This is a genomic window from Sporosarcina quadrami (assembly GCF_014836615.1).
Classification (GTDB): Bacteria; Bacillota; Bacilli; order Bacillales_A; family Planococcaceae; genus Sporosarcina; species Sporosarcina quadrami.
Window position 1 is genome coordinate 1 of record NZ_JACSQN010000027.1, and the last position, 13,873, is coordinate 13,873.

General features: G+C 43.0%; 13 protein-coding genes. 6 read left to right on the forward strand and 7 right to left on the reverse strand.

Translation table 11 applies throughout. The annotated features are described in order from the left end of the window. Positions 1 to 159: 159 nt before the first annotated feature. The 4 genes from H9649_RS17010 to H9649_RS17025 all read right to left on the reverse strand — a co-directional run bounded on the left by H9649_RS17010 (position 160) and on the right by H9649_RS17025 (position 3,583). Positions 160 to 432 (reverse strand): hypothetical protein, encoded by a 273-nt coding sequence (locus tag H9649_RS17010; RefSeq protein WP_191696101.1) that lies wholly within the window; start codon positions 430 to 432, stop codon positions 160 to 162. 273 nt (positions 433 to 705) lie between these two features. Then, positions 706 to 867: a hypothetical protein gene (locus H9649_RS17015; protein WP_191696102.1), complete on the reverse strand. Its 162-nt coding sequence runs from the start codon at positions 865 to 867 to the stop codon at positions 706 to 708. A gap of 376 nt (positions 868 to 1,243) precedes the next feature. Beyond that, complete coding sequence (locus H9649_RS17020; protein WP_191696103.1) at positions 1,244 to 1,699, reverse strand: CoxG family protein; 456 nt, start codon at positions 1,697 to 1,699, stop codon at positions 1,244 to 1,246. 210 nt (positions 1,700 to 1,909) lie between these two features. Continuing rightward, positions 1,910 to 3,583 carry an FAD-dependent oxidoreductase gene (locus tag H9649_RS17025; protein WP_191696104.1) on the reverse strand — a complete coding sequence of 558 codons (1,674 nt, stop codon included), beginning with the start codon at positions 3,581 to 3,583 and terminating at the stop codon, positions 1,910 to 1,912. A gap of 239 nt (positions 3,584 to 3,822) precedes the next feature. Here H9649_RS17025 and H9649_RS17030 point away from each other — a divergent pair, with 239 nt between their 5' ends. The 5 genes from H9649_RS17030 to H9649_RS17050 all read left to right on the forward strand — a co-directional run bounded on the left by H9649_RS17030 (position 3,823) and on the right by H9649_RS17050 (position 9,126). After that, positions 3,823 to 4,419, forward strand: a complete 597-nt coding sequence (locus tag H9649_RS17030; RefSeq protein WP_191696105.1) for a TetR/AcrR family transcriptional regulator — start codon at positions 3,823 to 3,825, stop codon at positions 4,417 to 4,419. Positions 4,420 to 4,596: 177 nt separating this feature from the next. After that, complete coding sequence (locus tag H9649_RS17035; RefSeq protein ID WP_191696106.1) at positions 4,597 to 5,367, forward strand: DeoR/GlpR family DNA-binding transcription regulator; 771 nt, start codon at positions 4,597 to 4,599, stop codon at positions 5,365 to 5,367. After that, entirely contained in the window at positions 5,364 to 6,665 is a 1,302-nt protein-coding gene (locus H9649_RS17040; RefSeq protein WP_191696107.1) for a four-carbon acid sugar kinase family protein, read from the forward strand. Before H9649_RS17035 ends, H9649_RS17040 begins: the two co-directional genes overlap by 4 nt. Before the next feature lies 1 nt (position 6,666). Continuing rightward, positions 6,667 to 7,680 (forward strand): 4-hydroxythreonine-4-phosphate dehydrogenase PdxA, encoded by a 1,014-nt coding sequence (pdxA, locus tag H9649_RS17045; RefSeq protein WP_191696108.1) that lies wholly within the window; start codon positions 6,667 to 6,669, stop codon positions 7,678 to 7,680. A 72-nt stretch (positions 7,681 to 7,752) separates the two neighbouring features. After that, a complete protein-coding gene (locus tag H9649_RS17050) occupies positions 7,753 to 9,126 on the forward strand; it encodes a GntP family permease (protein ID WP_191696109.1) in 1,374 nt (457 codons plus the stop codon). Between the two features lie 218 nt (positions 9,127 to 9,344). Here the strand turns inward: H9649_RS17050 and H9649_RS17055 are convergent, their stop codons facing one another. From H9649_RS17055 to H9649_RS17065, 3 genes are all read right to left on the reverse strand, one after another. Beyond that, the gene (locus tag H9649_RS17055) at positions 9,345 to 11,054 is read right to left on the reverse strand and encodes a transglutaminase domain-containing protein (RefSeq protein WP_191696110.1); all 1,710 of its coding nucleotides are present in this window, start codon (positions 11,052 to 11,054) and stop codon (positions 9,345 to 9,347) included. 222 nt (positions 11,055 to 11,276) lie between these two features. Then, positions 11,277 to 12,122 (reverse strand): DegV family protein, encoded by an 846-nt coding sequence (locus tag H9649_RS17060; RefSeq protein ID WP_191696111.1) that lies wholly within the window; start codon positions 12,120 to 12,122, stop codon positions 11,277 to 11,279. A 198-nt stretch (positions 12,123 to 12,320) separates the two neighbouring features. Then, positions 12,321 to 12,470 carry a hypothetical protein gene (locus tag H9649_RS17065; protein ID WP_191696112.1) on the reverse strand — a complete coding sequence of 50 codons (150 nt, stop codon included), beginning with the start codon at positions 12,468 to 12,470 and terminating at the stop codon, positions 12,321 to 12,323. A gap of 245 nt (positions 12,471 to 12,715) precedes the next feature. Here H9649_RS17065 and H9649_RS17070 point away from each other — a divergent pair, with 245 nt between their 5' ends. Further along, positions 12,716 to 13,843 (forward strand): hypothetical protein, encoded by a 1,128-nt coding sequence (locus H9649_RS17070; protein ID WP_191696113.1) that lies wholly within the window; start codon positions 12,716 to 12,718, stop codon positions 13,841 to 13,843. Positions 13,844 to 13,873 lie beyond the last annotated feature (30 nt).

A 13,873-nucleotide genomic window follows, 5' to 3' on the forward strand; every position in this document is an offset into this window, starting at 1 on the left:
CTCTAAAAAATATTTTTCACGCTGTATTCTTGGTCACGAACCCTATAGCTACCGTATTTTATAGAGGGAGTCGCCGCCTTTCCACTTCAATCAACTAGAGTGTGCTATCAAATAATCGCGCCTTTTAGTTGAACATGAGGGCAAAATGATTTAACTATTCTATTCAAATAAATTAGTCGAAAAAATACCAACGACAATTAACAAAGATACACTCCAAAATATTAAACTAACAAAACGGTTATTGAGTGCATAAATCGTCAATCCAAAAGAAAGCAAGTATATAGCAATAGCTATGAACATCATAGGATTGAGCAAAGTTCCTTGAAGCCAATGTTCATTTAACTCATAATTCATTTTAAAAATTAAAGCAGCTAATACACTTAAAATTATAGCAACGATTCCACTTAAAGAACGTTTTGCTACTTTCACCATTCTTCACCTCAATTACTTCTTAAACTAAATGGCACGATTGATGAAGATGCTTTATAGATAATACTTTACGTTGCTTGGAGTGTAGGCGCCGACTCCCGGAGGATCAGCGTGAGTCTTGAGACCCCGCAGTGTCGCGCTCTTTGCGACCGAGGAGACTCAAGCCACGCCCTCGGGAAAGCGTGCGCCGGAACGGAAAGCAACTGTTCGTTCGTATACTATTTTATGGCCCGATTCTTGAATATACACATTGTAAAAAAGAGTGCAGGTACTGACTCATAGAGGATCAGCGAAAGCCGTCACGAAGAACGGCTTTTGCAAGTGAAGGGAGAGTGAGCATATCTTTGTACTTGCCTTGAGCACCTGCAACGATACCTTGATTTCAAGAAATACACAGAAATACTGCCAGGCAAACTCTTCGTTGTTCACCTGGCTCAAGCCACGCCCTCCGGAAAGCGTGCGCCGGCATGGAAAACAACAGTTTGAAAGCTTCAATCTGGCCCATTAATGACATATAATTCTGACCACAATTATCATGATTGTACTACAATGAACGAGTCATGTTGAAGTTATTTTCCACCAGTCCCCATACGTTTCCAAAAGGATCAATACGTTGGCAAATCTATACCTAATCTACTTCGAAAAAAGAACCCTGGAGAGATACTTGAACTGATTGTACCGCATATTGGAAGGAATCTATACCTGATTCATGTCATCCTACGCGTGGAATTAGAACGATGCAGCGTTGTCTAGCTGTTTCCGTACATGAAAAAAGGAAGTGCCGCCGGTGACGGAACTTCCTGTATGAATCGTATTATACTTGTTTAAGATTAGTCGCAATGATTTCTTCAGCAATCGCTTTTGTCAGATCTTCTGCTGTTTTTGGAACGAAGTTTTTCAAGATCGCGTTGATCATAGGTCCCATCATTCCTTTAGCAGTAATGTCGAGGTTTCCGATCATTTCTGTTTTCGTATCAGATAGGGCAACCGCTTTAAAGTACCCGTCACCTGAGAAGTTCTCCGTAACGCCTGTCAAGTCGAATGTAACGAGGGAAGGTTCAACCCATTCCTTAATATCAATTCTAAGCTTTACAGTTTTTTGCATGATGCCGATATCGCCTTTGAATGTCCATGTCGATTGCTTGTCGCTCAAGATTTCGTGTTCGATATAACCGGGTACAAGTGGTGCCCATCTGTTCATATCACTTACGAATTCCCAGATTTTCTCGATCGGTAAATCTAATTCTGTTGTATGTGTTCCACTAGGCATTTAAATTTCCTCCTCTATTAAAATCAATTGCGCCTCGGCGTAAATTGCGTTGGGATTTTGAATTGTGCGCAGCACAATTAACTCCCCTCAAAATCCCTAACATCCGCCGGAGGCTTAGCTTGAATCAGCAGGGAGTTTGAACTCCCCCTGATTGAAATGCTCTTCTTGCATTCATCCTACCACTTATAGAAGTAGAGGACTTCTGCTGAATCAAGCTAAAACAATCTCTTCGCTGTGTATGTTGCGGCTTTCAAGTGCACCAAGGTGCTTTCCTGCCAAATAACCGAATGTCAAAGCCGGTCCGATTGTACCGCCAGCTCCAGGATATGCGCCTCCAAGAACTCCCATTGCTGCGTTTCCAGCAGCATATAGTCCTGGAATAACGTTCCCACGAAGGCTCATCACTTGTCCGTGTTCGTTTATGCGTGGGCCACCGTTTGTTCCAAGTGTACCTGCATAAATTGGCAATGCATAGAATGGACCTTTTTCTATCGGCCCGATGTTCGCTTCAGGTCCTTTAAAACGATTTGCGAACTTTTCGAAGTGCAATGTACCACGGTTGAAATCAGGATCTTCATGGTTTTTCGCATGTTCATTGAAACGTGCTACAGTTGCTTCAAGTTGTGCTGGGTCAAGGTCGATCTGCTTCGCAAGGTCTGCGATTGTTTCCGCTTGTGGTACCCATTCCGGTGCATCTTCACCCGGTGCCATCGTTACGATTAACGCACGGTCTTTCAACTGCTGATCGAAAATCATCCAAACCGGTCCTTCGTTAGGCGTCGATTGAGAGTTTTGATCATACGTATAGAATGATTTTGGCATATCCATATACGTTGAACCTTCATTCACAAATCGTTTTGCATTTTTGTTGACGATGATTGAGTTAGCCATCGTACGTGAAGATGAGTCAATCTGGTTGTAGACGCGACCTTCATATTCGATTGTCGGATCCACAAATGCAGGAGACCACCAAGCTTCGCCCATGTTGCCAAGTGCAGCGCCGGCTTCCATTGCCATGATCAGCCCGTCGCCTTCGTTAGAAGCAGGGGATTGAGGATGCGTTACTGCACCTTTTAGGAATGAACGGACAAGTTCCTTATTCCATTCGAATCCGCCAGTCGCAATCATGACACCTTTTTTCGCCCCGATGAAAATATCTTCGCCGTCTTTTTCAGCGCGTACGCCAATGACAGCACCTTCGTCATCCATAACTAATTCTTTACCTGGTGTTTCCAGAAGTGTTTCAACACCACGGTCAAGTACGGCTTTGAAAAGACTACCTGCTAGTGCTCGTCCCATTGTCGTAATGTTGTTTTCCATACGTGTCGCAACGATTGTAAAGTCGATATCGTTTGGATCCGCTGCTCCGCCTTCTTCCAATGTCAATGGAGGGAAAATGGGATGTCTTCTCACTTTTTCAGCCCAAGCTCCAAGGTCATTTAAGCCGAACGGAACTGGGTCAAGTGAACGTCCTTCATTAACACCGCCAGGAAGGTCTGCGTAGTAATCGCCGTATCCTTTTGGCACTTTGAATTTCACAGGTGTGTTTTCATGAAGGTAATCGATCATTTTTGCGCCTTCTTCGATGAATACATCAATTAAAGCAGGATCTGGTTCTTTGCCGCCTGTTAACTTTGTAATATATTTTTTCGCATTTTCATGAGAATCTTCTAAACCGAGTTCTCTCATGTAGCGGTTATTCGGAATCCAAGGAATTCCGCCAGAAAATGCTGTTGTACCACCGATTAGATCGGACTTTTCGAGCATGATTACTTCTGCGCCTTGATCAGCTGCAAGAATTGCAGTTGTCATCGCTGCGCCACCGCTACCAAGAACGATTACATCTGTTTCCAAATCCCATGCGATTTTGTTTTTTAGCACCATTCTTCATTACCCCCAATTTATCTTTTGAATAAACAATCAAATAATTTAAAAATGAAAAATACTGACAAGACATTACTACTATTTTACTAATGTGCTTTATTGAGTCCATGTCATTATGTATAATTATAAACATAAGGTTCTTGAAAACAATGACCATTTTTCTGATAAGTGTTGCATTATAGATAATATGATTATATATGTCTAGTAAATAGATAACTAATCGACAAGGGGATGACAAAGTGTCTATTAAAGTGGATCCGAGGATTATTCGGACGAAAGCGATGTTTGAAGAGGCGCTGCTGGAGCTAATGCAAGAGAAAGATTTCAAAAAAATTAGCGTGAGGGAGATTTCCGAAAGGTCGAAGTTAAATAGGGCAACTTTTTACCTGCATTACTATGACAAAGATGAATTGCTGGAACAGTTGTTGGATGAAGCTTTAGTGAGTTTGAAGGAAAGTGTCAAAGTTATACGGATGGAGTATGACTATGATTGTGATAAAGCACATCCGATTTTCGTCAGATTGTTCGAGAAGATACAGGAACGTAGCCGATTCTATGAAATTATGCTTGTCCATGAGAAAGTGCCTTATTTCACGGAAGCTGTTATGGGTATCATTCAAGCTTTGGTGGAAGACGGCTCGCAATACATGGTTGAAGACTCGATTAAGTTCATTGTGCCGAAAGAAATTTCCAATGCCTATATTGCTACCGCCTACTTAGGTGTCATTATTTGGTGGTTGAAGAATGGCATGCCGCATTCACCTACGTATATGTCTAAGCAGTTGACACGGATGTCGACGGTCGGTCCGTTTGAAGTCAATCCGTATTTGAAATGATTCTACTAATAAATAAAACAGAAGTATGAGTGAGGATGAACATCACTTGTACTTCTGTTTTTTTCTACACACAAATGACAGTAAACGGTTGACATGATTGTTCGAAAGTAACATACTAATGTTTGTATAGAACATTTACTTGTTTTCGATGAACATAGCATGTAGGAGGTCATTGGTTTGTCCCCAAAAGAACGCAGGTCGAAAATCATGGATTTATTGAAAGCGGAAGGAAAGGTGGAAATTATCCAACTGTCTGAAACGCTTGAAGTGACTCCAATGACGATTCGTCGTGATTTCGATGTACTCGAGAAACAGAATAAGCTGATTCGCACGCATGGCGGAGCCGTTCCGTCACAAGCTTTGATTCATGAACAAACGTTTGAATCGAAATCGACTATAGCTGTTCTTGAAAAAAGAGCCATTGCTATGAAAGCGGTAACGTATGTCAGTGATGGAATGACGGTGCTCATTGATTCTGGAACAACGACGCTAGAAATTGCGCGTTTATTGACAACTAAGGAACAGCTTACAGTTATAACAAATGATATAAAAATTGCGGCTGAACTAATGAACAGCAAGTTGGAAGTGATTGTTCTTGGGGGTCGTCTGCAGACAGAAACAGGGACGTTGTATGGTTCATTAACAGAAGAGATTCTCAAGACAATCCATGTTGACTTGTTCTTTTTAGGTGCAAATGCAATCCATAATTCGTTTGGGATAACAACACCTACAATTGATAAATCGTCACTAAAGCGGATGATGATTAGAACGGCGACAGAAACGATTCTTGTAGCAGATTCGACGAAGTTTAATCAAAAAGCATTTTCGAAGGTTTGTGACTTGGAAGATGTGTCAACGATTATTACAGATGGCCAGTTGTCTGAGGAGCTGAAAGAGCAGTATAGCGAATCTGTGGAAATCATTATTGCAGAGCAGGTGAAGGTATGAAGATAGGAATTATCGCAGATGATTTGACGGGTGCCAATGCAACTGGAGTTCGCTTGGCAAAAGCCGGCTTTACTAGTGCGACGATTGTTTTTGGCGGAGAAGTGCCGACATCAAGCAAGTTCACGTCAATCTGTGTCGATACGGACAGTCGGTATGTGAGCGCTGCTGTTGCTAAAAAGCGTGTGCAAGATACGTTCAAGCAACTTGAACAATGGGGAGCTGACGTGATTGCTAAACGAATTGACAGCACGATTCGCGGCAATGTCGGTTCTGAAATTGATGCATTGCTCGATAGTACAGGGGATGAAAGTGTTGCGATTGTTGTCGCTTCCTATCCTGATTCAGGACGAGTGATGTCAGGCGGTTATTTGCTCGTTGAAGGCGTTCCTGTTCAAGAAACGGACGTAGCAAAAGATCCGATGAATCCGATTACTAAATCCTTTGTCCCGGCTGTCATTGCAGAGCAGAGCCATCACGAAATCGGCCATATTGGATTAGGGGACGTCTTGCAAGGCAAACCTAAAATTACGGTGTCCCTTGCAGCGCAAATTGCTGCGGGGAAAAGAATTATCGTCATCGATGCGGTAACGAACGAAGAAATTAGTAGTATTGCTGAATCGATGGCGACAATTGAAAATCGAACGTTGTTCCCGGTCGATCCAGGACCGCTTTCAGCAGCGTTTGCGCGTGTATTGGCGAGAAAAAGCCTGCATGAAAACAAATATATCGTGACAGTTGGTAGTGTGACTCCTCTAACGGGAAGACAACTGCGCTATTTAATGGATAAGACCAATTCGACCCCTGTCTATGTAGACGCGGCGCAATTGGCGACGATGACCGATCGTTGGGATCTTGAAGTGCAACGCGCTATAGAGGATGGATTGCTCAAGTTGAATGATCAGGAGATTTTAATTGTTACAACGTTGTCTCCGACATCAACGCTTTTATCGTTAAAAGATTTGGCGCGCGCAGAAAACACCACGGAAGAAGTACTTGCGAAACGGATTACGACGGGACTGGCAAAAGTGACGCATTCGATTATCGAGCAAAGTGAAGTGAAGATTGACGGTACGTTTTCAAGTGGAGGCGACGTCACAGCTGCATTGTATGCAGTGAGTGAAGCTGAAGCTATTCAACTGGATGAAGAAGTGATTCCGCTTGCTGCATACGGAAAATTCATCGGTGGTACATTTGACGGTATCCCTGTCGTGACAAAAGGCGGCATGGTTGGCGAAAAGCAATCGATCTATAAATGTATTACTTATTTACAAACAAAAAATCATGAAGGACGTGCTTAATATGACAAACGAATTAAAAATCATCGCAATTCCAATGGGCGACGCAGCAGGAATCGGGCCGGAAATTACTGTAAAATCATTAGCGAAAAAAGAGATTTACGAGATGTGTAATCCTCTTGTTGTCGGTGATGCAGACGTTATTAAAAAGGCGATTGACGTAACTGAAACGGGTTTGAACGTAAACATCGTTGCTGCTCCAAATGAAGGGAAATACGAATTTGGAACAGTTGACGTGTTAGATATGAACAATATCGATATCGATGCATTGCAACCTGGACAAGTGCAAGCGCAATGTGGACAAGCTGCTTTTGAATTCATTAAGAAATCAGTGGAACTGGCAATGAACGATGATGTTGCTGCAATCGCTACAACACCGATTAATAAAGAGTCTTTGAAAGCAGCAGGCGTTCCGTATATCGGTCACACAGAAATGCTTGAAGACTTAGGCGGAGCACCGGATCCGTTGACGATGTTCCAAGTGAACGGCATGCGTATTTTCTTCTTGACGCGTCATGTGTCATTGAAAGAGGCGATTGACCAAATGACAACAGAACGTGTTCGTGATTACTTGAACCGTTGTGACAAAGCATTGCAACGTCTCGGTGTGGAAAACCGTAAGCTCGCTGTTGCTGGATTGAATCCACATAGCGGTGAAGGCGGCCTGTTCGGTATGGAAGAAGTGAATGAAATTGCACCTGGTGTTGAAGCTGCAAAAGCGGATGGCATCGATGCATACGGTCCAGTACCTGCGGATTCTGTGTTCTTCCAGGCGCTAAATGGCAAATACGATGCAGTCCTTTCCCTTTATCATGATCAAGGGCATATTGCAGCGAAAATGACAGACTTCCACCGTACGATTTCAATTACAAACGGACTTCCGTTCTTGCGTACATCAGTTGACCACGGTACTGCGTTCGATATCGCTTGGAAAAACATTGCAGCAAGTGTGAGCATGGAAGAGTGCATCAAGCTTGCGGCTGAGTATGCACCGAAGTTTACAAGAGAATCTTTATAATACATTTTATTGATGGGGGGCTTCGGCCTCCTCATCATCAACTTAATTTAAATAAGAAGTGGGGGAATATGGATGACACCAGAAATGCAAATGATTTTAGGTCTCGTAATCGGTGTAGCGGCATTAATTTTTCTTGTATTAAAAACAAAGATTCACGCATTTTTAGCTTTAATCATTGCTGCATCGTTAACCGGTTTAATCGGTGGTATGAATCCGCTTGAGGTTTCGACTACGATATCAAAAGGATTTGGAAGTACGCTTGGTTCTATCGGAATTGTCGTCGGATTCGGAGTCATGATTGGACGAATTCTAGAAGTATCTGGGGCTGCTGAACGTTTGGCTTACAGTCTTATCCGTTTTGTAGGTAAACGTAAAGAAGAATGGGCGATGGCGATAGCTGGTTATATCGTTTCCATTCCGATATTTGTCGACTCGGCGTTTGTCATTTTGAACCCACTAGTGAAAGCGTTGTCAAGAAAGACCGGTAAATCAGTCATTACACTTGGTGTAGCACTTGCTGTCGGCTTAGTTGCGACGCATCACGCAGTACCACCGACGCCAGGTCCACTTGGCGTTGCAGGAATCTTTGGCGTTGATATCGGTTTAATGATCGCATGGGGATTAGCATTCTCGATTCCGATCGTCATTTCGGGTGTATTATATGCGAAATGGGTTGGTAAACGAATTTATCAGATTCCGACAGAAGATGGGTTGGATTTTGAAAGACCTGATGCACCAATGGCTTATCAAGAGCTTGTCCGTTTGACGGATGAACGGAATAAGGAACTGCCTTCATTGTTCCGCTCAATGATTCCGATTTTATTACCAATCGTTCTGATTTTCTTAAATACAACATTCGTTGCAATGGACTTGACGGGCGGATGGATCGACTATCTGTTGTTCCTAGGTCAACCAATCATTGCAGTTGGTCTATCGTTAGTCGCTGCGATTTATTTGCTAGCAGGTCATTTAAAGCGTGATGAAGCGCTCGGACGTATGGAAGAAGGAATGGTGACAGCTGGTATTATCTTGCTCGTAACCGGTGCAGGTGGCGCGCTTGGACAGGTGCTACGTGACAGTGGAGCAGGGGATTACATTGCACAACAAGTAGCCTTACTTCCTTTACCTGCAGTACTAGTGCCGTTTTTCATTGCGACACTTGTACGCTTGATCCAAGGTAGCGGAACGGTTGCGATGATTACAGCGGCGTCTATCTCAGCACCAATTGTCGTGAACTTGGATGTCAATATGGCACTCGCTGCACAAGCGGCAGCTTTAGGTGCGATGATCTTCTCCTACTTCAACGACAGCATGTTCTGGGTTGTAAATCGGATGCTAGGTGTGAAAGAAGTGAAAGAGCAAGTCATGGTGTGGTCTGTCCCAACAACAATCGCATGGGCAGTTTCGTTAGTATGCATTCTAATTGCGAATGCGTTTGTAGGATAAGTATCGTAAGAAGCCACCGACTCTGCGTGCAGAGTGGGTGGCTTTTACTTTTTAGGTACCTGTGCAAGAAACATTCATGACAATTCAAACAATTGGTATAAAAATACGTATATTTTTCAAGAATGCCTTTATGAAAGAGTTTCGCGTGTATACTTATTCAATTGTAGTGTATTGTCTGAATTGGGTCGTGCACAGGTACCTAACTTTTCGAAGGTACCTTAATATTCGACGCCTTCGCGCTTATGTTTGGTTAGTTTGTCTGGCTTTGGGTTGAAGTAGTCTTCTGTGTAGGCAGGGACGAATTTGTTATGTTCGATGTAACCAGATCCCCATGTCGGATCCATCATGATCCATTTACCGTCCGCTTTCACTTCGACCCATGCGTGGTTTTCAGGGTCGAATGCGGAGCCTGCTGTTCCGACGATGTAGCGCGTTTCGAGTCCTACAGCCCGGGAGAGGGCAGCAGCCAAGTAGGCGTAGTCTACGCACACACCTGATTTGAGTTCAAGTGTTTTGAGTGCGCTGTCGTCCCACTCGTTGCCGACATATTTGAGTTTGTCGATGTCGTAGGAGACGTTTTTAGCTGTATATTCGTAAATTGCTTTGGCCTTTTCGTATTCGGTCATGTCGTCTGTCGTAATTTGATTTGCCAGTGCAATGATTTCAGGCGCTTCGGACTGGATGCCGCGTGAAGGAAGTAAGTCGCGTTTATCGTCTGGATTTGTATTTTCGACGACGAATTGAGCTACGTCTTTAAACGCAATCATTTCATGGTTAGAACTCTCGTAATCTTGTAGCAAGATGTTCACCGTGTACGTACCCGGTCCGAAGCGTAAATAGAACTCATCGTCAAATGCAAAGTCATTTACCGGTATGACGGACATCGATGTGTCGTCCCCTTTCGTAGCCGACACATACAAATTGGTCACCTCACTCGCTACGGGTGAATTTTTGTCAATGGAACCTGTTAGTCGATACGTCAAATCAGTCGATTCGCCACCTAGTTCTGGGGATGCCAGCTTGAAGCCATATTCCTTGAAAGCTGAATGTGTTTGAATCGTCTTTCGTCCTGATTCATCTGTGCTATCTAGATAGATGACGGTACCTAGAAGAAGTTCATCATCACCTTCAGGTAGTAAAACTAGCAACTCATGCATGCCTTTGCCGTACCATAACGGGATATCGATGGAGAATGCCCCATCTTCAATGACAGTTTGGTGGACGGAGTAATGCTCATCTTTTCGCAATTCGAATAAAAGACTGTATCCATCATATTCAACTGAATCGATAGTTCCGCTTAGTGCGACAGCTTCACTTGCTGCAGTTAATCCACTCGCGGGTTCGGAAAGCTTGAACCCCACTTTCATGGCAACTGGGGAGTACGTGATGTCACGATGCGCAGCTGGATTGACATTGAAAACAGTGAAATGGAACGCGTCATAGTAATCATCAATTTGCGCCTCATTCCCAGGCAACATGACATAGACATCATATTCGCCTTCGCCATGGAAAAGCTGAGTTTCCAGCTTGAAGAGGCCCTCTTCAATTGGCACATAATGATCTTGCACGCCATCTAAGGGAAGGTTAATTCGATCATTCATGAAGTGTATTTGAATCCATGCATAATCTGTTACAAGCCCTTCCGGTTCGCCTATTGTCCCTTCAACAATCAGCGTGCCATTCACAGCATAATGGGAACTTGTAGGCTGTACGAGCTCTGCGTCAATTTCATCGGCATACATAAAGCGTTGTAAATACTTTTCCGTCAGTTCCTCATTTTTAGAAACAACAGCTGCTTCTAATGCAAGTTGTTCCTTATCCGCTTCTTTTTCCTGCACAGATTTGTCGGCAGAATCAGGAGAGCATGCTGCGAGCAGTAGACCAATGAATAGTGCGTATACTAGCGATTGGATCGTTTGACGCGACATTGATGAAATTCCTCCTTACGTGTGTAGGATAAATTCAACGGTCGAAATATATCGTAGACATAAAGTCCATTACGTGAATTCATTTCCTTTATACGTTAATAATACGAAATAGTTTCACTATTTCATAGAGGATGAAGGAATCAACATTCCAACCCTTCAACTAAAAAGATGCGGACCTATAAAGGGCCCGCATCTCATTTATCTCGCTATTGTATTCGTACTTTAATAAGCAATCCAACTTAAACCCGTAGTTCCTTCACCAGCATGGACTCCTACACAAACACTAAGTGCAACAACTTGAATGAGCAAGTCGGGGAATTCATGCGCTAATTCATCTCTCCAAACTTCCGCGGAAACTTGATTATTACAATGAATGACAGCCACTTCCGGGACAGAACCTTTATGCATATCGGCACGGAGAGAAGCCATCACTTTGTTTTTAGCGCGCACAGTCGAACGGACTTTTTCTTTCATAACCGGCGTTCCATCTTCGAAAGTGATTACCAGTTTTATATTCAACAGATTGCTTAAAAACGTTTGAGTCCCTGACACACGGCCGCTTTTATGCAACTGATTCAGACTTTCCGGAATGAAGGACAATCTCGATTTAGTCGTAATCTTAGTAAGGAATGCCAAGACCTCTTCTACCGTTTTTCCTTCAGCAAACAAATCATTGCCGATTTCAATCATTTTACCCATCGGGAATGAACCAATCTTCGAATCAAACGGATACACTGTGAAGTCTGTCATTTTGCATGCTGATTGTGCACTTTCAAATGTACCTGAAAGTCCACTGGATAAATGCAAAGCTATCGCAAAGTCATAGCCTTTTGCTTGCAACGTTTCATATAAAGCGAGCATCTCGCCGATTGGTGGTTGTGACGTTTTAGGAGATACTTTTGTTGTATGCAATTTATCATAAAAAGTTGCTTGTGTAAGATCGATGGACTCACGATACAAGCCATCTGGAAAGACAACACCTAACGGCAGGATATGTACGTGATGTTTTTGGATGAATGCATCATCTAGTTGCGCTGCTGTATCCGTAATCCATGCAATTTTCTTCATAAAAGTTCTCCTCTATATGCAAAATTCTTTTAGGATCTGCTAGTACCTACACATAACGTACACTACAGATTCATAGCGTCCTAGTGATAGTTGTCATATAGAGACGAATTTTAAAAGATGCTGTCATATTTTGAACATAAATAGAAAAAAACGCTCACTATGTTGAGCGTTTTGTAAGAGATATTCAGTACACGCTACTTACTTTTCTGTCTGCTCCTGCCTCTTTTTCAAATACTCCGTACGTATTTTTTCAAGTTGTTTCTTCTTATCAAATGCAGCAGGTATATTTTTTTCATGATATTTTGACACAGCCATTTTACCTTTTGAATCCAATTGATACTTACCCATGTTGCTCACCTGCCTCTCTTAGTTGTAACGAAAATCCATTTAATAAATATAACACGTTTTTCGATAGGGAAGTACTTTACTTTATTGCCGTAATCTAAATCTAAACACGCAGTGTGAATGGAGGACTGAACTTTGGCGATTCAACGTCTAGTAGATCAGTTTTTTTTATTGGAACTAAATTGATGTTCGTTCGTATACGTAGTATAGAGCTTTCCATGCTTTTTAACTACGAGGAGGTGCGAAGAGTGACGACAAAGCTTGCAAATCGGCTTGCTGGAATCGGCTGTTTATTGCCGACTGCTGCTGGATTATATTTCATTACGTATGCCATTTTCAATGGCAAAGGTTTGTTAGGATTTCTGCTTACAATCGGGGCAGTAGTCGCTGCAATCATCCTATTTATGCAAGTGAATGAAGTCGAAAAGAATGCTCTGAAAAAGCAGCGAAACGAGTTAGCCTCTTTCAAGTCGAGTGAGATCGATGCAGATGATCTGCCAACAATCATTTCGAGTGATGCCTTGACGCGGGTTGTCATAGATGAAGGTAAGGGCTGTTTGTATGTATGGATGGCGATGGATGATGTAGGCATTCGTTTGAAAAAAGCGAAGGAAAACATGCACTATCAATTCTTTAACCATTCATTCAAAGACTTGGAAGCAGTTGCAGTAGTTGTTGACGGTAATGTCCTTTTATCACGTGGGTATCGTCTCAATCCAGGATTGGAAAACTTCATCCATGAGGATACTGGGACGGTTGACAGCGCCATAACGAATGCGGTACCGAATGACAAGGTGCGTAAAATGACGCTGCTAATTCAGACGAATCGCGAAAAGAACCCAATCTATCCAATTCGTTTATACAGCGATCCGTACGCCTATGTAGAAAAAGCGTCGTCTGATTATACGAAGACGCTTGAAAGTGTGAAAATGTGGTATGACCGGCTCAACGCCGTCATCGGCGAAACGGAACACAAGCGAGCAGTGGCTGCAGTGCAGAAAAAGACGGAACCTGAAGTTACTAAGCCTGTTCAGCAACCGGCAGTGCTTGGCAAACTTGCACGGACTATCGAGCCTGAAACTGTCGATGAGAAAGACGTTCGACCGAAAGAACAATCATCAGCAAAAATTCCTTCAAATCCTCCGCAGTCTACAGTGGTTGTAGAAGAGCATGACGCTGTAAGTGAACGTGATAATAAAACCGCCACCAAGACGCCCGTGTATCCAAGCGCGAAGGTGGAAGCGGTGGAGCCTGTTATACAAACAGAGTCAGATCGCAAGGAAGAAGCTGGCGAGGAGAAAGAGCTTAGCTATTTTGAACAGCTTCTTGAAAAGAATCGCAAGCAGATGAATGATCCGCCTTCGAGGAGGGAATAGGGAAGAACGAATAAATCCATAGCAAACCGA

Coding starts and splice junctions, on each gene's coding strand:
- H9649_RS17025 (WP_191696104.1), bottom strand. CDS start 3,583: ATGGTGCTAAAAAACAAAATCGCATGGGATTTGGAAACAGATGTAATC.
- H9649_RS17060 (WP_191696111.1), bottom strand. CDS start 12,122: ATGAAGAAAATTGCATGGATTACGGATACAGCAGCGCAACTAGATGAT.
- H9649_RS17020 (WP_191696103.1), bottom strand. CDS start 1,699: ATGCCTAGTGGAACACATACAACAGAATTAGATTTACCGATCGAGAAA.
- pdxA (WP_191696108.1), top strand. CDS start 6,667: ATGACAAACGAATTAAAAATCATCGCAATTCCAATGGGCGACGCAGCA.
- H9649_RS17040 (WP_191696107.1), top strand. CDS start 5,364: ATGAAGATAGGAATTATCGCAGATGATTTGACGGGTGCCAATGCAACT.
- H9649_RS17050 (WP_191696109.1), top strand. CDS start 7,753: ATGACACCAGAAATGCAAATGATTTTAGGTCTCGTAATCGGTGTAGCG.
- H9649_RS17010 (WP_191696101.1), bottom strand. CDS start 432: ATGGTGAAAGTAGCAAAACGTTCTTTAAGTGGAATCGTTGCTATAATT.
- H9649_RS17055 (WP_191696110.1), bottom strand. CDS start 11,054: ATGTCGCGTCAAACGATCCAATCGCTAGTATACGCACTATTCATTGGT.
- H9649_RS17065 (WP_191696112.1), bottom strand. CDS start 12,470: ATGGGTAAGTATCAATTGGATTCAAAAGGTAAAATGGCTGTGTCAAAA.